We start from the raw sequence: 23768 nt of genomic DNA, 5'->3' as shown, positions 1-23768 counted from the left end.
GCCGGGGCCCAACGCACGATGGGTCGCGGCCGGACGTTATTTTTGGGCAATGCCTCCGCTTTCCTCCGCTTCAGTTGCCTCACCCCGGGCGTCGCCCCGGCCACGCCGCGCCCCCCGGGGACCGTGGCGGCGCGGGCTGCTGCTGGCCCTGCTGTTGGGCCTGGCGCTGGCGGGCGCCTACTACCTGCGCCATCAGGTGCAGCTGAACCGCTACGCCCGCCGGGCCTGGGCCACCTTCACCAAAGGCGGCCTCACTGGCCGCGAAAAGACGCCGCTGCTGGCCGGCTATTCAGTGCATGGCATCGATGTATCGGCTTACCAGGGCCGCATTGACTGGCCCGAAGTGGCGCGCAACCGCGTGCGGTTTGCCTTCATCAAGGCCAGTGAGGGCGGTACGCTACGCGACCAGCGCTTTGCCCGCAACTGGCGCGAGGCCCGGGCGGCCGGCGTGCTGCGCGGTGCTTACCACTACTTCCAGCCCAACCGCGACGGCCAGATTCAGGCCGACCTCTTTGCCCGCACGGTGCCCCTGGCTCCCGGCGACCTGCCGCCCGTGCTCGATGTGGAAGCCGCCAACTTCCACGACGTGGCCGTGCTGCGCCGCGAAGTAGCCCGCTGGCTCCGCCTCATTGAGGCGCACTACGGCGTGCGGCCCATCCTCTATTCCAACCACAGCTTTTACAAGCGCCACCTGGCCGGGCATTTCGACGACTACCCGCTCTGGCTGGCCCACTACGAGGTGGAGCGCCCCAGCATGCCCCGCAGCAAGTGGATAATCTGGCAGCACTCCGACGAATCCCACGTGCCCGGCATCCGGGGCGTGGTCGATTTCAACGTGTTCCAGGGCAATTTTGAGGCGTTACAGGCACTGCGGGTGCCCGCAGCAGCCGTACCGAAAAAGACGGGCAAGCCAAAAACTGCCCGGCACTTATAAATTTCAGATGAATTTGTATCGACAGTCCAAAATTCTCTATGCCGGCACACTGCCCGTGCTGCTCCTGGCGCTGGCGCTGCTGGCATCATCGTGCAGCAGCAGTCGCAGCGCGAGCAACGGCCCGAAGGCGGCCCCCAAAGCGCCCCGCGGCACCTACACCCAGAAAGGCCTGGGTTCCTACTACGCCGCCAAATTCGCGGGCCGGGCCACGGCCAGCGGCTCCATCTACCGCCCCGGCGAAATGACCGCCGCCCACAACACCCTACCCTTCGGCACCCTCATTCGCGTCACCAACACCCGCAACGGCCACTCGGTAGAAGTGACCGTGACCGACCGGGGCCCGCACACCAAAGGCTACATCGTGGATGTGTCGCGCCGGGCCGCCGTGCAGCTCGACATCATCGAAGCCGGCGTGGTGCCGGTGGAGCTGACCGTCATTCGGGCGGCAACGGCCAACCGCTAGCCAAGTAGCCGTTTATACTGTAAAAATCTCACAACACTCCTTGCCCATTAGCATGAACATCCGTAAAAAAGTGCGGTGGATTCTTCCTCCCGACACCAACCGCTACGCTGCCCTCGACCTCTGGGTACCCGCCGCTGAAGACGAAGAATGGTCCGAAGCCGAAATCCAGTATGTGATTAACGAAGTAGTAGAAGCCGAAAGCAATGCCGCCGGCCTGGAAATCCTGACCTGGTACACGGCCAACTAGCCAAAACCTGAACTATTTTTTTACCCCGCCCTGCTGTCGCTCAGCAGAGCGGGGCTTTTTTTCGAACCACACATGACGTAAATAATTAATAATCAGTATTTTAATTTTTTATTCATTGCTGATTGACAAAGTATCTCGGCTTGAATTAGCTCAGCCATACCAGTTAAAAAAAAGTATTTGAGTTAAATAGTTAATATATTTCTTTAAGCAAGAAATTATTGTACTTTTGAATAACAAGATTATTTATAAACATGAAGTATTGCTATACTTTTTTCTGCATCTGTTAAGCCATAGGACATGAAAAACGTTCGTTTACTGCTCATTGCTACGGTTTTACTTCTTATCACCGGTGTGCTTGCTACTGCCGCCCCCAAAGAAGTACTCGACAACGAACAACTCCTGGGCCAATGGGCAGGCGTACTGCCCGTGCCAGGTGGAAGCCGCTCAGTATCCATCACGGTGAGCCTGCTGCCCGATGGGGGCACGGCGGCCGTGCTGCATATGGCCGCCGCGCGCATCAACAACAGCGCTATGCGCATCGGCAGCAGTGCCGACAGCGTGGTGTTTTACGCTGATAAGGCTGGCTGCCGGTTTGCCGGGCAACCCGTGGCCGACGGCCAGCGGCTGCGTGGAATGTGGCAGCAACCCGGCTTCCGGACGGTGCTGGTGCTGGACCGGGTGGCGCAGAGCGGCAATGAAGCGGGTGCGGTAGTGGCCGTGCGCCCCGCCGCCACCTACCGCACCGAAGACGTGCGGGTGAGCAGCGCTAGCAGCAGCAACAGCGAAATCGGGCTGGGCGGCACCCTGAGCTTACCGGCCGGCAACGGCCCCTTTCCGGCCGTGGTGCTGCTCTCCGACGTGGGCACGCCGGAGCAAGCCAGCGGCACCTACAGCCTGCTGGCCGAGCTGGCCGACTACCTCACCCGGCAGGGCCTGGCCGTGCTGCGCCTCGATGACCGCGGCACCGGCCGTTCCGTGGGCGTGCCCGCCGCCAGCACCGGCACCGAGCTGGTGGCCGATGCCCAGTCGGCACTGAACTTTCTGCGCACCCGGCCGGGTATCGACCCACTGCGCGTGGGCCTGCTGGGGCACGGCGAAGGAGCCAACGTAGCCCTCTTGGCGGCGGCGCAGGCACCGGCTCCGGCGTTTCTGGTGGCGCTGGGCGCGGCCGGCGTCAATGGCCAGGAGCTGCTGGCCCGGCAAACCTCGCTGGTGAACCAGCCCGGGGAGCCCGATACCGCCCAACTGGCTCAGAGCACCCGCTATGCCCAGGCCATGACCGTAGCCCGCCGCGAAGCCAAAAAGCAGCTGGCCGCCGGCAACAACCCGACCCAGGTGCAGGTGCGCGTGGCCCAAGAGCAGCTGCGCCTGAGCACCGAAGCCAAAAAGCGTAGCGACGCGCTGTACAAGCGGCAGTACGCCATGCTCGAAATTATCCGGCAGACGCACGATAATGCCCAGGCCCAGGCCATTGTGGCCAATATGCTGAAGCAGATTTATCCGGGTTTGGCCTCGGCCGCGGCGCAGGCCCGGGCCGGCCAGCTCACCAGTGCCTGGTACCGCTCGTTTCTGACCTTTAACCCGCAGGCGGAGTTGGGCAAGGTAGCCTGCCCCGCCCTGCTGCTGCACGGCACCGCCGATACGCAGGTACCGATGGCCACCAACCTGGCGGCGCTGGAAAAAGGGTTCAAGGGCAATAAGCGCGTGAACATTGAGAAGCTGGAAGGCGTGAACCACAGCTTTCAGACTCCGACCAGCGAGCAGGCGCTGGCCAATGGCAGCGCCCAGCCCCCAGTAGCTTCTACCGATGCGCTGGAAACCATCCGCGAGTGGGTGTTTCAGCAGGTGAAATAGTCGAGCCCCGTACTCGGCAATGTGCCGGTTAGCGCACCTGCGGCGTGGGCCGAAACGCCTCCCGCAGCCATACGCCCGCCAGAGCTGCCAGGCCGCCTACCAAGCCGGCAATCAGGGCCGTAACGATAACCAAGGCGGCTGCAGAGCCCCCCAACGGCAGGAGCTGGGCCACCCGCTGGGCCAGCAGGCCGTCGTTTTGATACGCAAGCCAGGCCGCGGGCACCAGCCAGCTGAGCCCTGCCCCCACGAAGCCGGCCCAGAAGGCCACGCGGCCCGTGGGCGCGATGGCCAGGCCCACGATGAACGCGACTACGGCCATGCTCCACCACGGCGCATCGAGCTGCACGGCCGAGGCCAGCACGAAAATAAGAAGTGGCAAAAGCCAGGGATTACGCCAGTTCATGCCGGCAAAGTAACACGAATCGCCCGCAACAATGCGACCGGCCTTGGGCATTCCAGTGTATAATCAGGCTGCTTCCAGCACTTCAGGGTCGTTGTTGGCCGGCGAGTTCACGCGCGTACTGATGGCGTACTCGCGCATGGCGGCGGCATCGTAGGGCAGCAGTTGGTGCTGGTGCGCGGCCAGGCCCGCGCCGTCGTTGAGCCAGGCTTGCTCGGCGGCGCGGCTGGGCAGGATGACGGGCATGCGGTTGTGAATGCCGGCCATCAGCGCATTGGGCTCGGTGGTGATGATGGTGAAAGTGGGGTGCAGCTCACCGGTGCTGCGGTCGAGCCACTCGTCCCAGAGGCCCGCGAAGGCGAAGGGCCGCTCATCGCGCAGCAAAATGCGGTGCGGCACCTTGCCCGCCGGGGTGGCCTGCCACTCGTAGAAACTATCGGCCAGCACGAGGCAGCGCCGCCGGTCCAGCAGCTGCCGGAAGGTGGGCTTCTCAGCCAGGGTTTCGGCGCGGGCGTTGATGGGCTTGGGGCCGCTGGGCGGGTCGCGGCTCCAGGATGGCACGAGGCCCCAGCTCAGCAGCTGAATCTGGTGCGGCGCGGCATTGGTGATAACCGGTAGCCGCTGCGACGGCGCGGCGTTGTACGTGGTCGGGGCCGCATCGGTAAACTGAGCATCGAAGCGCTGCTCAATAGCTGGCGCGGGCGTGATGAAGGTATAACGACCACACATGGCGGTGAGGTGGGTAGGTGGAAATCAAAACAGCACGTCATGCTGAGCTGGCCGAAGCATCTCTACTGCAGCAGTAACGCAGTTGATTACGTTAGTTGCGCGGGAGAGATGCTTCGGCAAGCTCAGCATGACGTGCTGGTTACTCCATCAAGCCTTCCTTTTTACTTGTACAGCTGCTCGTAGTATTCCTTGGCCATGCGGCCCGACTCGAACTCGGGCTCCACGTCCTTCATGGCGGTTTTCACCACTTTCAGGAAGTTCTTGGGCTGGTCGTAGTACATCGGTACCACGGTGTGCTCCAGCACGTCGAGGAGAGCGGTGGCTTCCTGGTCGTCCTTCTCGGCATCGGGCCGGGTTTCGTCGGCGTGGGCGATGAGGAAGCCATTTTCGCCGTGGCGGCAGAATTCGGGAATCCAGCCGTCGGCAATGCTCAGGTTCACGCTGGCGTTCATGGCGGCGGTCATGCCGCTGGTGCCGCTGGCCTCACGCGGGAAGCGGGGCGTGTTCAGCCAGATATCAGAGCCCTTTTTGAGGGCGGCCGACAGGCCCAGCTCGTAGCCGGTGAGCACCGCGCAGTTCTTCAGGTACGCCGTGCGCTTGATGATTTCATTGAACAGCGCCACGGCACCGTAGTCTTTCGGATACGGCTTGCCGGCCCAAATCATCTGAATGGGGCGCTTGGCATCGTTGGCCAGCTGCACAAACCGGTCGAAATGGTGCAGAATCAAATCGGCGCGCTTGTAGCCGGCAAAGCGGCGGGCCCACACCACGGTCAGCACCTCGGGGTCGAAGATGTTGCCGGTCTGGTCGGCCACAATCTTAAACAGGTCCTTTTTCAGCTCCTGCTTGCGGGCCAGCAGGGCGGCGTCGTCCTTGCCTTTGAGGGCGGCGGCCAGCTGCGGGTCGCGCCAGTAGGCCCCATTCTGGCTGTTGGTGATGGGAATGATGGGGCAGATGCCTTTGTAATGACCCCACATTTCGAGGCTCACGATGCCGTGCACCTTGCTCACGGCGTTGGCCTTGCGGGCAAAGCGCAGGGCCGTGAGCGTGTAGTTGAGCGAGTCGCCCTCCCCGATGTGGGCCACGCGGCGGATTTCTTCCGCTGGTACCGCGCCGAAAAAGCTCATGTCCGTGAGCAGCTTCATGGGGCGCTCCTCGTTGCCGGCCAGCTCGGGGGTGTGCGTCGTGAACACGAGGCGCTTCTGCACCTCGGCCAGGTCGCGGCCGTGCTTTTCGTAGAGGTAGAACGCCAGCGGCAGGCCGTGGCCTTCGTTGAGGTGGTATACGTCGGTGTGGCGGCCCAGCAGGTCGAGCAGCCGCCCGCCGCCCACGCCCAGCAGGATGCTTTGGGCCACGCGAGCGGCGGCGTCCGGGTCGTAGAGGTGGTGCGAGATGGTGCGCGAGAGGTGGTCATTCTCGGCGATGTCGGTGGTGAGGAAGAACATCGGCACCGTACCAAATACCTCCGGGGCCAGGTACAGGGCCTTCACGTACACATCGGCCCCGTGAATGGTGATGGGGAACACTAGGCCGGTGTCTTCCAGAAACGAGTAGTACTTGTGGCGGAAATCGGCCCGCATGCTCTGGTCCTCGTTGCGGCCCTGGTCGTAGTAGCCAAAGCTCCACAGGATGCTGATACCCACCAGGTTTTGCTTCAACTCGTAGCCCGAGCGCATGTGCGAGCCGGCCAGAAAGCCCAGCCCCCCGGAGTAGGTTTTCAGGGCCTGGTCGACGGCGAACTCCATCGAGAAATACGCGGCGGCCGTCTTGTATTTGGCAGCCGGCGTGTAGGGTTTAAAGGTGAATGCCATAAGGAATACAGCACGCGGGCCACGGCCGCGCTCAAGAGAAATGCAAGGTGAAAAAACAAGCTGCTAACCGTTCAGCCGCAGCCCAATACCGTCGCAAGGTCCGAAGCTTTCGGCAAATAATAACGTGACCGGCCGCAATAGCCCCTGCTACTCACCCGAAACGATACCGGCAATAACTACCACCTAATCAAATACAAGCGGCAAGCATTACACTTTCACTATATGCCTGCTCACGTTCCTCAGAACTGCCGGGTTTCTTGGGTAATTCACCGCTTGGCCGCAGTAAAACGGCAATGGGCTAGCAGACCGATGTCCACGGCTTATGCTCACTTCACCAACATTGCATTATCGAGGCAACCAGAGGTGCTTTTCATATAATATTCTTAAACAATGAGGCATTTTTTAGAAAAAGACACAATTGTTTAACCTTAAACATAGCCCTGCTCCTGATTAATTACCCTAGCTTTGCCGGCGTAATTCACACGTTTTCAAGCTCATTTTCAACCGTATGCGCATGACATTTTCAGCCCGCTACCTGGTAGCGCCACTTTTGGGAGCCTTGTTATTTTCGAGCTGCTCCAAGTCGGAGCCCACGCCGGAAGCCCCTGTCGCCGCCGTTGCCTCGCAGGACGTGTCGGCCCCCGGCTTTCCGGAAGGATTTGAAACCGGCACCAAAACGGCTTACACCACGGGCAGCGTCACGCTGGCTTCGGGAGCCTGGACCCTGAACGATGCCCTGCTGGGCAACACCACCGCCGATGCCAAAACGGGCACGCAGTCGGCCCGCGTGCGCAACAGCGGTTCGCTGAGCATGAATTTTAACCTGAGCGGCGGCGCTGGCGTAGTGACCGTGGGCCACGCCCGCTACGGCACCGACGGCAACGGCACCTGGGAGCTGTGGGCCTCCGCCAACAGCGGCGCTTCCTACGCCAAAGTGGGCAGCACCATCACCAGCAGCAGCACTGCGCTGAGCACGGCCTCTTTCACCGTAAACCTGACCGGCACCGTGCGCCTGCAGGTGCGCAAAACCGACGCCAGCACCGGCCGCCTCAACTTCGACAACATCACGGTGGAGAGCTATAGCGGCGGCACCACCACACCCCCGCCCACCGGCGGCAGCAAGAAATTCCTCTTCGACGGCTCGCACGGAGAGCTGGCCGGCAACGCCGACTGGGTGCTGGACGTGAACAGCGGCGTGGCCTCGCGCTACCCCACGCCCGCCCAGAGCGGCATCACGAGCAGTACGCCCGAAACGTACTGGACCGGCGCAGTTTCGGCCTGGGGCGTGGCCCTGGCCAAGCTGGGCCACACCGTGGAGCAGCTGCCCGCCGGCACGGCCATCAGCTACGGCAACGCTGCCAACCCCCAGGATTTGGCCAACTACAGCGTGTTTGTGGTTGATGAGCCCAACGTTATTTTCTCGGCAGCCGAGAAAACGGCCATCCTGCGGTTCGTGCAGAACGGCGGCGGCCTGTTCATGATTTCGGACCACATTATTTCGGACCGCAACAACGACGGCTACGACTCGCCCCAAATCTGGAACGACCTAATGAGCAACAACTCGGTGCAGGCCAATCCATTTGGCTTCTCGGTGAATTCCGACAATATCGTGGAAAACAGCAGCAACGTCCGGACCGGCACCAACCCCATTATGAATGGCTCGCAGGGCCTGGTGTCGCAGCTCTCGTTCCACAACGGCGCGACCATGACGCTGAACCCCACCGCCAACAGCACGGTACAGGGCCTGGTGTGGCGCAGCACCGCCGGCCAGGGCAACAACCTGGCGATGGCCGCCAGCAGCACCTTCGGCACGGGCCGCGTGGTGGTTATCGGCGACTCCTCGCCGGCCGACGACGGCACCGGCTCGCCCGGCAACACCGTGTACAACGGCTGGGGCGAAAACGTGAGCACGCCCCGCCTGCACCTCAACGCCTCGCTCTGGCTCGCCAAGCTGCAATAGCGCCCGGCTGATTTCACCCAACCGCCTTTGATTTCCAAGCCCGCAGCCGCTCCGGTTGCGGGCTTTTTTTGGCCAGTCCAGCAGCAACGGGTGGCCACAGCCGTTACTTTTGGGGCTCATTCCGGTTTATTTCTGATGGGCTATTCACGTTTTTTCCGGTTGGCTGCTGCTTTGCTCGCCGCCGCAGTTGCCTCGCCAGCCTGGGCCGAAACATCTCTGGCTTCGGCGGCTACTGCTGCTGCCAAGCCAGTACCCGGCATCATGCGCGTCGACCCGGCGTTTTGGTGGGTGGGCATGAAGAACCCCAAGCTGCAATTGCTGGTGCACGGCCCCAGCATTGGCAATAGCACGGCCACGCTGGCCGCCTATCCCGGCGTGACACTGGACGGGGTGCAGAAGGTGGAAAGCGCCAACTACCTGGTCATCAACCTCACCATTGGTCCGGATGCCAAACCGGGCCAGCTCAAACTGGAATTCAAGGGCAGTAAGAAACTGACGTATGCCTACGCGCTACGCGCCCGCAGCACCGACCCGCAGCGCACGCAGGGTCTCACCCAGGCCGATTTTATTTACATGCTGATGCCCGACCGTTTCTCGAACGGCGACCCGAAAAACGACGTGGTGAAGGGCACCCGCGTCAATCACATTGCCCGCGACTCGATGTACGCCCGCCACGGCGGCGACATCCGGGGCATTCAAAACCACTTTGCCTACTTCAAGCAGCTGGGGGTCACGGCCATCTGGCCCACGCCGCTGGTGGAAAACGACATGCCTAAAGCCAGCTACCACGGCTACGCCGTAACGGATGGCTACCGGATTGACCCGCGCTACGGCACCAACGCCGAGTACGCGCAATTTGTGAAAGCCGCGCACGCCGACGGCCTGAAAGTGGTGCAGGACATCGTGCTGAACCACTGGGGCAGCTACCATTACCTGTTTCTGGACAAGCCGGCGGCCGACTGGTTTCACCAGTTCCCCAGCTTCACGCGCAGCAACTACAACGCCTTCGCCCTCAACGACCCGTACGGCTCGAAGCGCGATTACACGCTTTTCAACGACGGCTGGTTCGACACGACCATGCCCGACGTGAACCAGGGCAACCCGCTGGTAGCAACGTATTTGATTCAGAATTTTCTGTGGTGGGTGGAATCAACGGGCCTTGACGGGTACCGCATTGATACCTACCCGTATTCGGAGCCGCAATTCCTCATGGCCTGGGGCAAGGCCATTGCGGAAGAATTTCCCAGGCTGACGCTGTTTGGCGAGGCCTGGGAAGGCACCGAGGCGGAGCAGGCCTTCTTCGCCCAGAACATTCTGCCGCCGGTGAACGGCTTCAAATCGAACCTGCCGGGCGTGCTCGATTTTCAGATTGCCTTCGCTATCTCCGACGCGCTCAAAACGGAGAACGGCGACCTGAGCAAGCTCTACCACGCCCTGCAGGCCGACTGGCTGTATGTGGACGCTACGCGCAACGTGCTTTTCCTCGACAACCACGACATGAGCCGCTTCTACTCGGTGATTGGGGAGGATTTTAACAAATTCAAAACCAGTATTGCCTGGCTGCTCACCCTGCGCGGCACGCCCCAGCTTTACTACGGCACCGAAGTGCTGATGAAGAACTTCTCGAACCCCGACGGCAAGGTGCGGGAGGACTTTCCCGGTGGGTTTGTGGGGGATAAAGTAAATTACTTCTCTTCCCGGCCCGGCCAGGCGGGCGAGGCCTTCGACTACGTGAGCAAGCTGGCAACCTACCGCAAGGCGCACCCGGTGCTGAGCTCGGGCAAGCTGATGCAGTTTATCCCGCAGGATGGCGTATACACGTATTTCCGGTACTCGGATACGGAGTGCGTGATGGTGATTGCCAACAACACCAAGGACGAGAAGACGGTGGACGGCACCCGCTTCGCGGAGCGGACGGACGGGTTTTCGTCCGGCGTGGAGGTGGTGAGCGGGGCGGCTATTTCGGATTTGAAGACGTTGCGGGTGCCGGCGCACACGGCGTGGGTGGTGGAGCTGCGGCGGTAGCGCAAAGTCTCGCAAAGTTGGAAAATCAAGTCCCGCGAAGGCAGGGGAGCTTTTGTAACTTCCTGCTGCCATTGTGCCTTGTCTCCAATGTCGCCTGCCTCGCGAACGACCTTTGCGAAACTTTCTTTTTTCACTTAGCGAAACCTTGCGCTCATGAACGACCTCACCGACCAAGTTGCCATCGTGACCGGGGCCAGCCGCGGCATTGGCAAAGCCATTGCACTACTATTAGCCCTGCAAGGAGCCAAAGTAGTAGCCGTGGCCCGCAGCGAAGACGAGCTCATCGAGCTCACGAATAAAACCCACGGCCTGGGCATCGTTGCCGATGTAGCCGATGCTACCGATGCCGCCCACGTAGTGGCCGAGACCCTGCGCCAGTACGGCCGCCTCGACATCGTGGTGTGCAACGCCGGCGTGGGCTCGTTCAATGAGCTGGAAAATTTCAGCGCTACCGAATGGGACCGGATATTCGATACCAACGTGAAGGGCACTTTCCTGCTCTGCAAAGCCGTGGTGCCCTATTTCAAAGCCCAGAAAAAGGGCCATATCGTGGGCATTACCTCCGATGTAGCCAAGCGCACCTTCGCCCACGGCACCGCCTACGGGGCCAGCAAGTATGCCCAGGATGCCATGCTCGGCAGCCTGCGCAAGGAAGTGCGCCCGCACGGCATCAAGGTCAGCACCATTTACCCCGGCCTGGTCGATACCTACTTCAACGACACCAGGCCCGGCAGCGCCGAAGCCGAAAAAACCCACCTCCGCCCCGCCGATGTGGCCCAGGCTGTGCGCTACGTGCTGGAGGCCCCGGCCCACGTGGTAATTGATGAGCTTATGCTGCATCCACTTACCCAGGAATGGTAATTTATAATGGTTAATGATTAATGGTCAGTGGTTAATACCATCATAACGCTATTTTTAAATCATTAACCACTGACCACTAATCATTAATCACCTAGTGAAGCCTTATCTTGCCGCATCATGAAAAAACTGTTGCTGGCTGGTAGCCTTATCACTTTGGCTGCTTTCTCTTTGCCCAAACCACCCGTGCCCACGAAACGCACCGCTGTCACCGACCCCAATACCACCGCGGAAGTGCCGCAGGACCATAAGCTGGTTATTTACCAGTTGATGACGCGCCTGTTTGGCAACAAAGTGGCCCTCAACAAGCCTTACGGCACCATCGGCGAGAACGGCTGCGGCAAGTTTAACGACATCACCGACAAGGCCCTCGACGAAATCAAGAAGCTGGGGGTGAGCCACGTCTGGTACACCGGCGTGATTGAGCACGCCACCATGACGGACTACTCCGCCGCGGGCATTCCGGCCGACGACGCCGACGTGGTGAAGGGCCGCGCCGGCTCGCCCTACGCCATTCGGGACTATTATGACGTGGACCCCGACCTGGCCGTGGTGGTGAAAAACCGCATGCCGGAGTACGAAGCCCTCATCAAGCGCACCCACGACCACGGCCTGAAAGTCCTCATGGACTTCATCCCCAACCACGTAGCCCGCACCTACAAGTCGGATGCCAAGCCGCTGGGCGTGATTGACCTGGGTGCGACCGATGATAAGACCAAGGCCTTCGTCCCGAATAATAATTTCTACTACCTGCCCGGCAAGAACTTTGTGGTGCCCGCCGGCTACAACCCGCTGGGCGCGCTGAAGGGCCCGCGCGAGGACGGCAAGTTCTTCGAGGTGCCCGCCAAAGCTACCGGCAACGACGTGTTTTCGGAAGCCCCCAAGGTTGACGACTGGTTTGAAACCATCAAGCTGAACTACGGCGTGGATTACCAGAATGGCCGCAAAAACCACTTCGAAACCGTACCCGATACGTGGAAGAAGATGCGCGACATCCTGGTGTACTGGGCCGGCAAAAACGTGGATGGCTTCCGCTGCGACGTGGCCGAGATGGTGCCCGTCGAGTTCTGGGCCTACGTAATTCCGGAAGTGAAAAAGGTGAAGCCCGACATCGTTTTCATCGCCGAAGCCTACAACCCGAAGGAGTATAAAACCTACCTCGACAAAGGCAAATTCGACTACCTCTACGATAAAGTGGGCCTCTACGACGGCCTGCGCAAGCTGATGCGCCAGGAAAGCAGCACCGAGGAAATCACCCGCGTCTGGAAAGAGGAAAGCAACGGGTTTTCGTCGCGCATGCTGCGCTTTCTCGAAAACCACGACGAGCAGCGCATCGCCTCCAAAGACTTTGCCACCGACCCGCGCCGCGCCATTCCGGCCATGACTGTGACCGCCACGCTGGCCAGCGGACCGGTGATGCTCTACATGGGCCAGGAGCTGGGCGAGCCCGCCAGCGGCAGCGAGGGCTTCAGCGGCGAGGACGGCCGCACCACTATTTTCGACTACTGGGGCGTGCCCGAGCACCAGAAATGGCTGAACCAGGGCAAGTTCGACGGGGCTAAGCTGAGCCCGGAGCAAAAAAGCCTGCGCGACTTCTACGCCCGCCTGCTCACCGTAGCCAGCACCAGCGAAGCCATCCGCAAGGGTCGCTTCTACGAACTACAGGATGCCAACAACTTAGGCAAGGAATTCAACCAGCGCCACCTCTACGCCTACCTCCGCTTCACCGACAAGCAGAAGCTGCTGGTAGTGGTGAATTTCTCAGCTGACAAAACCTACCGGCCCGTTATCAACCTTCCCGCCCAGGCCATGGATGCCGTGGGCCTGAGCACGAAAAAATTCTATACCTACACCAACCTCCTCGCCGACGAGGAGCCCCGCAATGCCCTCAACCTGACGCTGGCCCCACTCTCCGCCTATATTTTCGAGATAAAGCCCCGGTAACGTTGCCGTAGTACGCGGGTAAAGCACTAAATTTGAAGGCTGCGAATGTCCGCTTTGTGGCGGCTTCGCAGCCTTCTCTTTTTGCCTAACTCCCACCGCCCGATGAGTATCCGCGTTGAGTCCGCCATTCCTACCCGCGAAAAACCCCGCCTCAGTTTCTGGCAAATCTGGAACATGAGCTTTGGTTTCCTGGGCATTCAGTTCGGCTTCGCGTTGCAGAATGCCAACGTCAGCCGGATTTTTGAAACCCTGGGCGGCACCGAAATCGCCCTCTATTGGCTAGCCGCGCCGCTCACCGGCCTGTTGGTGCAGCCCGTTGTGGGCTACCTCTCGGACCGTACCTGGAGCCCACGCTGGGGCCGCCGCCGGCCGTTTTTCCTAGTCGGGGCCATTTTGGCCTCCCTGGCTTTGCTCGTGATGCCCAACGTGACGGCCCTCTGGATGGCCGTGGGCATGCTCTGGATAATGGATTCGAGCATCAATATTTCCATGGAGCCGTTCCGGGCCCTGGTCGGCGATTTGCTCCCCTCCGAGCAGCGCACCACCGGCTTCGCGGCCCAAACCTTCTTTATTGGCGTGGGGGCTGTGGTGGCCTCCTCGCTGCCCTGGATGCTCACCAACTGGTTCAACGTGGCCAACACGGCCGAAGCGGGCCATATTCCGGCCTCGGTGCGCTATTCTTTCACATTTGGCGGGGTAGTTTTCTTCCTGGCTGTACTCTGGACGGTGCTGCGCACGAAGGAATACCCGCCCGAAAACATGGCCGAGTTTGAAGCCGAGAAGGCCCGGACCGCCGGCTTTTTGAACGGCGTGCGCGAGTCATTCATGGGCATTTTTGAGATGCCTAAGACCATGCGCCAGCTGGCCGTCGTGCAGTTTTTCTCGTGGCTGGCGCTGTTTTCGATGTGGATTTACACCACCCCCGCCATCACCAGCCACATCTACCACACCACCGATACCACCTCAAAGCTCTACAACGAAGGGGCCGACTGGGTGGGCATCTGCTTCGCGGTCTACAACGGCGTGTCGGCCCTGGCGGCCCTGTTGCTGCCGGCCATTGCCCGCGCTACCAGCCGCCGCTTCACGCACATGCTCTGCCTCATGGCCGGCGGCCTGGGGCTGATTTCCATCTACTTCGTTAGTGACCCCAAAATGCTCCTGCTTTCCATGGTGGGCGTGGGCGTGGCTTGGGCCAGCATCCTATCGGTACCCTACGCCATGCTGGCCGGGGCACTGCCCAGCAACAAAATGGGTTACTACATGGGTGTGTTCAACTTCTTCATTGTGATTCCACAGGTGGTAGCGGGCCTGATTCTGGGCTTTTTCACCACGCACTTTTTCCACGGTGAATCGGTCCTGACGCTGGTGCTCGGTGGCGTGTCGATGATAATCTCGGGCCTGCTCACGCTCCGCGTCAACGATGCCGACGACATTCATATTCCCGCTGAAGAGCCCGCCATAACGCTGGGCTACGACGCCTTGGCTCCTGCCAACCCACAGGTGTAAACGCTACTTGCTTTCACATAAAAAGAGCCGCTTCTCGACGAGAAGCGGCTCTTTTGCTATTCACTAGCACCACCCTCACGCTTTAATCAGCGTTTCCGCCACCTCCCGGCCCGTTGCCAGCGCGGCATTCAGCGAGGGATAAGCCGCCCAGTCGCCGCAGCGGTAGAGGCTCTCGGCCAGTTTGAGGGGCTGCTGGGCGGGATGGGCGGCCAGGTACACGGGCAGCGCGGCCGGAATGCGGTAGCTGCGCAGATGTTCCCAGTCCCGGGCGGCTGGCCCGAACCACGCGGCCAGCTCCTCGCGCAGCTTAGTGGTGAGCTCGGCCTCGCTCAGGCTGCGCTCGCCATGGGTGCTCACCGAGACCAGCGCGCGGCCGGCTGGGGCGTAGGCACCGCTCACATCGGCCGGGAAGGCCACGTTGTGGGCCAGCGCGCTGGGGGCGGCATTCAGACGCAGAAGCTTGTCGTTGCGGCCCGGCGAGTGGCCGCCGGGCGTGGCGAAGTACGTGCAGGTAGTGATGCGGGCCGCCGTGGAAAAACTGGTGGCCTGCGCGCTGGCGGCATCGTCGGTGTTGCCGCTGCGGCCGGCCAGCAGGCGCAGGGCCGTCAGGCCATCGGTGGCCAGCACCACGGCCGACGCTTCCAGCACCTGCCCGGTGGTGAGGCGCACCTGCGCGCCATCGACAATGCCAGCCACCGGGGAATTGAGGCGCACCGTGCCCGCTGGCAGGCGCGATGCCAGCTGCTCGGGTAGCTGCTGCATGCCCAGGGCGGGCACGGCCGCCTCACCGGTTACGAACTGCTGGAACACGAACTCGAAGAAGTTGCTGGCCGTGGTCAGCTCTCTATCGAGAAAAACACCGCCGAAAAACGGCTTGAAAAACGTGTTTATCATCTGCTCGCTCCAGCCGTAGCGCTGTAGAAAGCTGAGGGTATCGGTGGCCGGGCGAGCTATCAGCTCCTCGGGCGTGTACTTCAGCACGTGCCGCACCAGGCTGAGGATGCGCAGCTTATCGGACAGCGTACCGATAGGCGAGGTTAAGGCCGTGAAAGCCGCCAGCGGCCGCTGCAACGGATTTTGCAGGGTCGTTTCGCGGCCATCAGCCAGCCGGATAACGGCCCCCGAGCGGAAGGATTTCAGATGGAGGGCGTTGTAGTCGAAGATGCGCCGGGCCTCGGGGTAGTTGGTGAGCAGCACCTGAAAGCCCCGGTCGAGCCGAAAGCCTTCGGGCGTAAGGTCGGTGCGCACGCGGCCGCCCACGGCATCGGCGGCTTCGAGCACCAGCACGGGCCGGCCGGCGCGGTGCAGCCAGGTGGCGCAGGCGAGCCCCGCCATGCCCGCGCCGATGATGATAACGGGTTTGGAAGAGAAAGTCATGTAAATAGTATTGAGAAGCGCAACCCGGCGCTCAACCGTAAAGGCTTACGCCAAACTCCTGCTTATAAGTAGGTCGTGGGAATTAGTTTGACTTATCAGCACGTCATGCTGAGCGCAGTCGAAGCATCTCTACCGCTTCGCTGAACGGCCCTGCTGAAGCGGTAGAGATGCTTCGACTGCGCGGACGCCAGATAGGCATGACGTTCTTTTTTATTGCAAAGTAATTTACCCGACCTACTTATGTCTGAAGCTGCGCGTAGCTTGCGTCACAGTTCAATAAAAACGTGGGGTATTTCACCTTCACTTTCAGCCATTACCCCACCCTAGCTTGCCTAGCACCAGCCTCAAAACAGCTTGGGCATCTTGTGCTCCTTCCATTTCTTGCGGGTTTTCATGGTCCAGAACTCGGCCACGCCGGGGCGCTGCAGGCTGAGCTGCCAGGCGCCCATGGGCTGGCCCAGCTGGTAGCCGGTGGCCTTATCCTGCGGAAATTTCTGCTTGATACTGGCGTAGTCGGCGGCCGAAATATCCTTGCCCACTTCGCCGTGGCAGCGCAGGCACAGCTGGTTATTGAGCACGATGGGCCGCTGGTAGAAAAACACCTCCTGCGAAAGCCGCTTAGTGGTGCGCACCGTGTCCGGACGCATCTCCTCGGCCAGCAGCGGAGCCTGGCTGGCGGGGTTGCGCGGCCGCTCGCTCACGCGGTGGGCCGTGGCCTTGAGCACGCCCGCCAGCGAATCGACGACGCGGTAGGTTTCGGGGCGGCAAAACGCCATTGCCCGGGCTACCCCACCGGCGGCCAGCTCGCGGGCCAGGGTGCGGCGCAGCAGCGTATCGGCGGTGGCGGTGAGGGAATCGCCGGCCCAGCGGGTGGCCCGCAGCAGGTCGTTGGGCATGATGCGCTTCACCTCCCAGTTGGCGGTTTCAATGCCGATGCGCTTGCTGTCTTTGAGGTGTTCGACCTGGTCGGGCCGGCAGGCTACGGCAGCTACGGCCAGGCCCAAAAGGCTGCAGCCGCGCCCCAAGGCACGTTTCACGGTTTGGTATTTCAGAACAGATTTCGGCAACATATTTTTCAACATCGAAGGCAATGGCTGATTTTACACAAAGGTCGAAACGCCAACGACACGACGGCACGTTCCTACATCAAATGCGCTTTCAGCTCCTCGTAGTTAACCGCGATGGGCACGCTTCGTTTAGCGCGGCCCTGCAAGGCCCGCACAACTTCCGGCAGCTCGATGGCCCGGCCCAGCACGGGCTCCACCACGCCGGGAAACTTGACGGGGTGCGCCGTGGCGAGAATCATGCCGGCCGACGCCGCCTCGGGGTGCCGGGCCTGGTAGCGGCGCAGCGCCGTGTAGGCCACCGCGCCGTGCGGGTCGAGCAGGTAGCCACGCTGCTCCCACACCTCACGGATGGCGGCCACGGTGTCGGCGTCGCTCACGGTATCGGCGCTGAGGGCGGCGCGCAGCCGGCCCAGGTCGTTGTCGAACAGTTCGAGAATCCGCACGAAGTTGCTGGGGTTGCCCACATCCATGGCGTTGGAGAAGGTGGGCACGGCCGGGCGGGGCTCGTAGGTGCCGGTGCGCAGGTAGGCCGGCACGGGCTCGTTGGCGTTGCAGGCCGCGATAAAGTGCCCCAGTGGCAGCCCCGAGGCCTGGGCCAGCAGCCCTGCGCACAGGTTGCCGAAGTTGCCGCTGGGCACGGCCACCACGGGCGCGGGCGCACCGGCTGGCCACTGCTGCATAGCAAAGCAGTAGTACAGCTGCTGCGGCAGCCAGCGCGCCACGTTAATGCTATTGGCGGAAGTGAGGAAGCGCCGCCGGGCGAGCTCGGGGTCCCGAAACGCCTGCTTCACCAGCGCCTGGCAGTCGTCGAAGGTGCCGCTCACTTCCAGCGCCGTAATGTTCTGGCCCAGCGTGGTGAGCTGCTGCTCCTGCACCGGGCTCACCTTGCCCGAGGGGTAGAGTATCACCACTTCCACGCCCGGCACGCCCAGGAAGCCACTGGCCACGGCCCCGCCGGTATCGCCGGAAGTGGCCACCAGCACCGTCACGGCGGGCGTGTCGCCCGCTTTGGCAAAATACCCCAGGCAGCGGCTCATAAACCGCGCCCCCACGTCCTTAAACGCCAGCGTGGGCCCATGAAACAGCTCCAGGGACGACACGCCATCTACCACCGGCACCAGCGGAAAGGCAAAATCCACCGCCTCGGCGCAGATGCGCTGCAAATCGACCTCCGGAATAGTGCCGCCCACGTAGGGCCGCATCACGTTCAGGGCCACGGTGGCCTTACTCAGGCCGCGTAGCGCCCGCAGGAAATCCGGCGAAAACGTTGGGATGGATTCGGGGAAATACAGGCCGCCATCAGGAGCCTGCCCGGTAATGGTGGCCGTGCGGAAATCAACCAGCGGTGATTGGTGATGGAGGCTGTAGTATTTCATTTAATAGTTATCAGTGAGCAAAATAACGTCATGCTGAGCGTAGCCGAAGCATCTCTACCTCAATACTAATTACTTACGCAGTAAAGTTGCTTCGTCTACGCTCAGCATGACTGTTCTTTCCCTTCAGTATAACGTTGTTTTTTTGACCGGCACCCATTACGATTCCGCCACTATCCGCGCCCCTTCCGCGCCCACCGGCCCCACATACACATTAAACTCAATTCCCAGTTCCGCGAATACGCTGCCCAGAACCGCGCCCACGGCCCGCGCCGTTTCCTCGGTCCGGTTCAGCATAAAAATCGACGGCCCCGAGCCCGAAATACCGCCCCCGATGGCCCCGGCCGCCAGCGCCCGCTTCCGCGCCTCGGCCAAACCGGGAATGAGCGGCAGCCGCGCCGGCTCCACAATGTAGTCATCCAGCGAGCGGCCAATGAGGTCGTAGTCGGCCGTCATAAACCCGGCTACCAGGCCGGCTACGTTGGCCCACTGGCGCACGGCCAAGCCCAGCGGCACAGTGGCCGGCAGCACCTTACGCGAGTCGCTGGTTTTCACTTCGATTTGGGGATGCACCACGGCCACCCACAAGGGCGGGGCGGGCAGGGCAATAATATCCAGGGCCGGCTCCACTGCCCGCACCACCGTGAAACCGCCAAAAATGGCCGGCGCGATGTTGTCGGCATGGCGCGCGCCGGAGGCTACTACTTCACCGGCCATCGCAAATTCCACCAGCTGCAGCTTGGTGAAGCGGTTGCCCAGCAAGGCGTTGGCCGCCACCACGGCTCCCACGGCGCTGGCGGCGCTGCTACCCACGCCGCTCCCCGGCTTGATGCCTTTGGTGATTTCCACATCGAAGCCAATGACTTCGGGCACTTCTTTCATCAACTCCAGCAGAGCCACGCCGGCCACGTTGCGGGTGGGCTCGGTGGGCAGGTTGTGGTGGTCGAGGTGCCGAATACGCACGCCCGGCTCGGTGCTGCGGGTGAGGCGAATAGTGTCATAGGGCGCGGTCAGGGCCAGGCCAAATACATCGAAGCCACAGCCCAGGTTGGAAAGCGTGGCCGGGGAGTGAACGAGAACGGAGTTGGGCATGAGCAGTAGTTAAAAGTTAAAAGTGAAGAGTTAAAAGGACTTTCGTAAAAGCGCCCCAGCTCCCCCATTTTTAACTCTTCACTTTTAACTTTTAACTTAAAGATTTACAGCCTTGCGGCCCGGATAATATCGGCAAACACCCCAGAGGCCGTGACTTCCGCCCCGGCCCCAGCTCCCTTCACTACCAGCGGCTGCTCCACGTAGCGGTCGGTGTTGAAGAGCACCACGTTGTCCTTGCCGCGCAGGTCGTAGAGGTCGTGGCCGGGCGCTATGCTTTGCAGGCCCACGGCGGCGCGGCCATCGGCGTAGCGGGCTACAAATTTCAGGCGTTTGCCGGCCGCGGTAGCCGCGTCATACAGCGCCCGGAAGTGGGCCTCATGCGCCGCCATCTGGGTGTAGAAAGCTTCCACATCGCCTTCCAGACAGGCGGGTGGCAGGAAGGTTTCAATTTCAATATCCGCCATTTCCATCACCTCACCGGCCTCGCGGGCCAGAATCAGGATTTTACGGGCCACGTCGCTGCCGCTCAGGTCGAGGCGCGGGTCGGGCTCGGTGTAGCCTTCGGCCTGGGCCTGGCGCACCACCTCGGCGAAGGGCCGGGTGCCGTCGTAGTTATTGAACACGAAGTTGAGGGTGCCCGAGAGCACAGCTTCCAGGCGCCGCACCACGTCGCCGCTGCGCGTGAGGTCGTTGAGCGTGCCGATGATGGGCAGGGCCGCGCCCACGTTAGTCTCGAATAAGTAACTGGTATTGAATTCTTTCGCCAGGCTTTTGAGACGTGCATACAGCGCGTATTCCGACGAAGCGGCCACCTTGTTGCAGGCCACTACGGCCACGCTTTTGGCCAGCAAGTCGGCGTAGATACCGGCGGCGGCGGGGTTGGCCGTCACGTCCACGAAAATGGAATTGCGCAGGTTACGGCCGATGATGAGCTGTGAGAACTCGGCCAGAGTCTGGGCCGGGGCGGCGGCCAGCGCGGCAGTCCAGGCGGTCAGGTCCAGGCCTTCCTCATTCACCAGGCAGTGCTGGCTGCTGGCAATGGCCACCACGCGCACCTGCAAACCCAGCTTCTCCAGCAGCTGCGACTGCTGCCGGGCCAGCTGCTCCAACAGCTTGCTGCCCACGTTGCCGGGCCCGAGAATGAACAGGTTCACCTGCTTTACGGTGGCCTCGAAAAAGGCCTCGTGCAGCACGTTGATGGCCTTGCGCACATCGGCGGCCCGAATCACCGTCGAAATATTTTTCTCCGAAGCGCCCTGCGCGATGGCCCGGATATTCACCCCATTCTGCCCCAACGCCCCAAACAGCTTGCCGCTGATGCCGGGGTGGTCCTTCATGTTTTCGCCCACCAGCGCCACAATGGCCAGGTCTTTTTCAGGCCGCAACGGCTCGATGCGGCCGGCCGCGATTTCGTGCGCAAACTCTTCATCAACCGCGACCTGGGCGGGCGCGGCGTCCTGCGCGCTCACGCCCACGCAAATGGAATGCTCCGACGAGCTTTGGGTGATGAGCACCACGTTGATGCGCTCGCGGGCCAGGGCCGCGAACAGCCGCTTCGAGAAGCCGGGGATGCCCACCATGCCGCTGCCTTCCAGGTTCAGCAGGGTCAGGTTGCTGATGCTGGAAATGCCCTGCACCACGGCCGCGCTGCGCGGCGGACTCACTTCCACCAGCGTACCGTAGTCGGCGGGTGCGAAGGTGTTTTTTATCCACAGCGGAATGCCGCGCCGCATGACGGGCTGAATGGTAGGCGGATACAAAACCTTCGCCCCGAAGTGCGACAGCTCCATGGCCTCCTGGTACGAAATGCGCGCGATGGGCCGGGCGCTGCGCACCAGGCGCGGGTCGGCGGTCATCATGCCGCTCACATCGGTCCAGATTTCGAGCTTCCCGGCCCCGAGCGCGGCGGCCAGCAGGGCGGCGGTGTAGTCGGAGCCGCCGCGGCCCAGCGTAGTGGTGGTCCCGTGGGCATCGGCGGCGATGAAGCCGGGCACTATCCAGATTTTGTCGGAATTGTGGGTTTTGAACTCGGCTACCTGATTTTCGGTCGCGGCCACGTCTACTTCAGCCATACCGAAGCGGGAATTGGTTTGAATCAGCTGCCGGGCATCAGCCCACCCGGCAGCCAGGCCGTGCGCCTGGGCGGCGGCGGCAATCAGCTGCGACGAGAGCAGCTCGCCGTAGCTCATGAGGCGGTCCAGCGTGCGATTCGACAGCTCGCCCAGGGCGAAAATGCCATCGCAGAGATGCCGCAGCTCATCGAACTGAGCATCAATCAATGCTACCGCTGGCTGCTGGGCTTCAGGAGCGAGCAGGTCCTGCGCGGCGGTCAGATGACGTTTTTCCAGCTGGTTAAGCGTTTCGCGGTAGGCAGTATCGGCCAAGGCGGCGGTGCGCCCGGCCCCAATCAACACATCGGTCGTGCCGCCCAGCGCCGACACCACCATCACCACCGGACTCTGCTCGGCCGCCGCGGCCACAATGGCCAGAGATTGCCGGATAGTATCGGCAGAAGCCACCGACGTACCCCCAAATTTCAACACTTGCATAAGCAGAACTTCGGGTTACTGGGTATAACACCGCCCGGCCACCCACTACGGGCGGCCAACCGCAAGCTGGTGCAAACCAGCACGTAGCTGAATGGCCTTGCGGAGCCGGAGGACGTAAAAAATCTGTTCGGCCGAACCGGGAGCAAACGAGGTGGCCCTATTCCGCGTTCGCAGTGGGCAAACAGACCGGCGCAATGTACTGCCAGCAGGGCCATATTCCCGCAATTTTCCGCCAAACCAATCCGCCGATGCCTCCCCCAGCGGAACCGCCTGTCAGTGGCACGACTGTTTCTGAAACACCGGCCAGGCACCGGCCAAGGCAGCAGCAATGGCGTCGGGGAGCGAAACCCGGCTCACATCCCATTTCTACGGGTTAGCTACCGGCGCATTCTCAGCCCAAATACCAGGTTCGCACCACCAGAATGCCTTTTCCTGAATCCTAGCGCGGGAGGACAATTAAAAGGAAAGCCGTCATGCTGAGCGCAGCCGAAGCATCTCTACCGCTTCATTGCTTCAACCTACGCTGTAAAGCGGCTTTCATAAGCCGATGCCAGCCGAATAAATCCATCACCACGGCCGTAAAAGACAGTTTTGGCTAATTGTCCTCACACCCTAGTCCGCTGAAGTGGCAACGAAAAAAGGAAAATCTGATTTAAATTAGCCAACACCCTTTTAGAGTAGTTTCCCGGTTGGGATACAGGATTGGAGCGTGGTAGAGACGCAACAGCTTGGAGTCTCGTCGTTGAACGAGCGGCCCTGCGCCGTGTAAACAACGTGCGCAACGACGAGACTCCAACTGTTGCGTCTCTACCACGTGTACCCCAACCGGGAAACCGCTCTAGTTACAGTTGTCTCCGCGCCGCCCGGCTCAGCAGCTCGATGCGGCCACTGACGCGCAGCTTCTGGTACACGTGTTTGACGTAGGTGTGCACCGTTTCCCGGTCCAGGTTGAGGCGCCGGGCCATTTCCTTGTCGGCCAGGCCATCAACCAGGGCTTCAAATACCTGCTGTTCGCGCGGGGAGAGGCCGGCGGGGTGGTGCACGGTGCCCGGCTTGAAGTGCGCCAGCACCCGCCGCGTCACCGACGGGCTGAGGGTGGAGTCGCCGTTGGCGACCTCCCGGATGGCCTGCTGCATCTGGGCCAGGGGGGTGCTTTTGAGGACGTAGCCGCTCGCGCCCTGGCTTAGGGCCGGGTAGATGCGGTCGGGGTCCTCGAACACGGTCTGCACGATGATATCGGCCCGCGGCAGGCGCTGCTTGATGAGGGGCAGGGCCTCCAGCCCGCTCATGCCGGGCAGGCCCAGGTCGGGCAGCACCACGCCGGGGGGCAGCGCGTCGGACAGCTCGGCCAGAAACTGCTCGGCCGAGGCGCATACCAGCACCCGGTTCAGGTCGGGCTGCCAGCCCAAATAGCCGCTGAGCAGCCCGCGGATTTCGGGGTCGTCTGCGACCAGGGCCAGGTTGAGCGAATTCATGGCACAACGGAAGGACAGGCCCGCGCCGTCGCCGCCCAGGGTTTCCAAAGATATTATTATTGCATTTATTAAATATTAAATCGGATTCGGTATTTTTGCCATTA

General features: G+C 61.7%; 18 protein-coding genes. 9 read left to right on the top strand and 9 right to left on the bottom strand.

The genetic code is table 11. The features are described 5' to 3' along the window. Nucleotides 1-49 precede the first annotated feature (49 nt). The 4 genes from ABD819_RS08380 (at nt 50) to ABD819_RS08365 (ending at nt 3498) form a co-directional block, all read left to right on the top strand. On the top strand, nt 50-934 hold the full coding sequence (locus tag ABD819_RS08380) for a glycoside hydrolase family 25 protein (protein WP_345123019.1): 885 nt from the start codon (nt 50-52) through the stop codon (nt 932-934). A 7-nt stretch (nt 935-941) separates the two neighbouring features. Continuing rightward, nucleotides 942-1397 (top strand): septal ring lytic transglycosylase RlpA family protein, encoded by a 456-nt coding sequence (locus ABD819_RS08375; RefSeq protein ID WP_345123017.1) that lies wholly within the window; start codon nt 942-944, stop codon nt 1395-1397. Between the two features lie 52 nt (nt 1398-1449). Further along, a complete protein-coding gene (locus ABD819_RS08370; RefSeq protein ID WP_345123015.1) occupies nt 1450-1644 on the top strand; it encodes a hypothetical protein in 195 nt (64 codons plus the stop codon). 297 nt (nt 1645-1941) lie between these two features. Next, nucleotides 1942-3498 carry an alpha/beta hydrolase family protein gene (locus tag ABD819_RS08365; RefSeq protein ID WP_345123013.1) on the top strand — a complete coding sequence of 519 codons (1557 nt, stop codon included), beginning with the start codon at nt 1942-1944 and terminating at the stop codon, nt 3496-3498. A 28-nt stretch (nt 3499-3526) separates the two neighbouring features. Here ABD819_RS08365 and ABD819_RS08360 read toward each other — a convergent pair whose 3' ends face one another. The 3 genes from ABD819_RS08360 to glgP form a co-directional block, all read right to left on the bottom strand. Beyond that, nucleotides 3527-3877, bottom strand: a complete 351-nt coding sequence (locus ABD819_RS08360) for a hypothetical protein (RefSeq protein ID WP_345123011.1) — start codon at nt 3875-3877, stop codon at nt 3527-3529. An 87-nt stretch (nt 3878-3964) separates the two neighbouring features. Further along, the gene (locus tag ABD819_RS08355; RefSeq protein ID WP_345123009.1) at nt 3965-4627 is read right to left on the bottom strand and encodes an SOS response-associated peptidase; all 663 of its coding nucleotides are present in this window, start codon (nt 4625-4627) and stop codon (nt 3965-3967) included. Nucleotides 4628-4788: 161 nt separating this feature from the next. After that, nucleotides 4789-6438, bottom strand: a complete 1650-nt coding sequence (glgP, locus tag ABD819_RS08350) for an alpha-glucan family phosphorylase (RefSeq protein WP_345123007.1) — start codon at nt 6436-6438, stop codon at nt 4789-4791. A 514-nt stretch (nt 6439-6952) separates the two neighbouring features. Here glgP and ABD819_RS08345 point away from each other — a divergent pair. The 5 genes from ABD819_RS08345 (at nt 6953) to ABD819_RS08325 (ending at nt 14731) form a co-directional block, all read left to right on the top strand. Further along, a complete protein-coding gene (locus ABD819_RS08345; RefSeq protein WP_345123005.1) occupies nt 6953-8398 on the top strand; it encodes a hydrolase in 1446 nt (481 codons plus the stop codon). Nucleotides 8399-8533: 135 nt separating this feature from the next. Then, nucleotides 8534-10423, top strand: a complete 1890-nt coding sequence (locus ABD819_RS08340) for an alpha-amylase family glycosyl hydrolase (protein WP_345123003.1) — start codon at nt 8534-8536, stop codon at nt 10421-10423. A 153-nt stretch (nt 10424-10576) separates the two neighbouring features. Further along, a complete protein-coding gene (locus ABD819_RS08335) occupies nt 10577-11284 on the top strand; it encodes an SDR family oxidoreductase (RefSeq protein WP_345123001.1) in 708 nt (235 codons plus the stop codon). A gap of 117 nt (nt 11285-11401) precedes the next feature. Further along, on the top strand, nt 11402-13225 hold the full coding sequence (locus ABD819_RS08330) for an alpha-amylase family glycosyl hydrolase (protein ID WP_345122999.1): 1824 nt from the start codon (nt 11402-11404) through the stop codon (nt 13223-13225). Nucleotides 13226-13327: 102 nt separating this feature from the next. Next, nucleotides 13328-14731, top strand: a complete 1404-nt coding sequence (locus ABD819_RS08325; protein WP_345122996.1) for an MFS transporter — start codon at nt 13328-13330, stop codon at nt 14729-14731. 75 nt (nt 14732-14806) lie between these two features. On the opposite strand, the gene ABD819_RS08320 is transcribed toward ABD819_RS08325, so the two are convergent. The 6 genes from ABD819_RS08320 to ABD819_RS08295 form a co-directional block, all read right to left on the bottom strand. Next, entirely contained in the window at nt 14807-16108 is a 1302-nt protein-coding gene (locus ABD819_RS08320) for a protoporphyrinogen/coproporphyrinogen oxidase (RefSeq protein WP_345122994.1), read from the bottom strand. Between the two features lie 344 nt (nt 16109-16452). Next, nucleotides 16453-17145 (bottom strand): c-type heme family protein, encoded by a 693-nt coding sequence (locus ABD819_RS08315; protein ID WP_345122992.1) that lies wholly within the window; start codon nt 17143-17145, stop codon nt 16453-16455. A gap of 104 nt (nt 17146-17249) precedes the next feature. Continuing rightward, a complete protein-coding gene (thrC, locus tag ABD819_RS08310) occupies nt 17250-18551 on the bottom strand; it encodes a threonine synthase (protein ID WP_345122990.1) in 1302 nt (433 codons plus the stop codon). A gap of 156 nt (nt 18552-18707) precedes the next feature. Next, the gene (locus tag ABD819_RS08305) at nt 18708-19640 is read right to left on the bottom strand and encodes a homoserine kinase (protein WP_345122989.1); all 933 of its coding nucleotides are present in this window, start codon (nt 19638-19640) and stop codon (nt 18708-18710) included. A 104-nt stretch (nt 19641-19744) separates the two neighbouring features. Continuing rightward, the gene (gene thrA, locus ABD819_RS08300) at nt 19745-22189 is read right to left on the bottom strand and encodes a bifunctional aspartate kinase/homoserine dehydrogenase I (protein WP_345122987.1); all 2445 of its coding nucleotides are present in this window, start codon (nt 22187-22189) and stop codon (nt 19745-19747) included. Between the two features lie 842 nt (nt 22190-23031). Beyond that, nucleotides 23032-23664, bottom strand: a complete 633-nt coding sequence (locus tag ABD819_RS08295; protein ID WP_345122985.1) for a response regulator — start codon at nt 23662-23664, stop codon at nt 23032-23034. Nucleotides 23665-23768 lie beyond the last annotated feature (104 nt).

Origin of the sequence: Hymenobacter antarcticus, assembly GCF_039539545.1 — a bacterium.
GTDB lineage: Bacteria > Bacteroidota > Bacteroidia > Cytophagales > Hymenobacteraceae > Hymenobacter > Hymenobacter antarcticus.
This window is presented reverse-complemented; position numbering and strand designations above follow the sequence as displayed.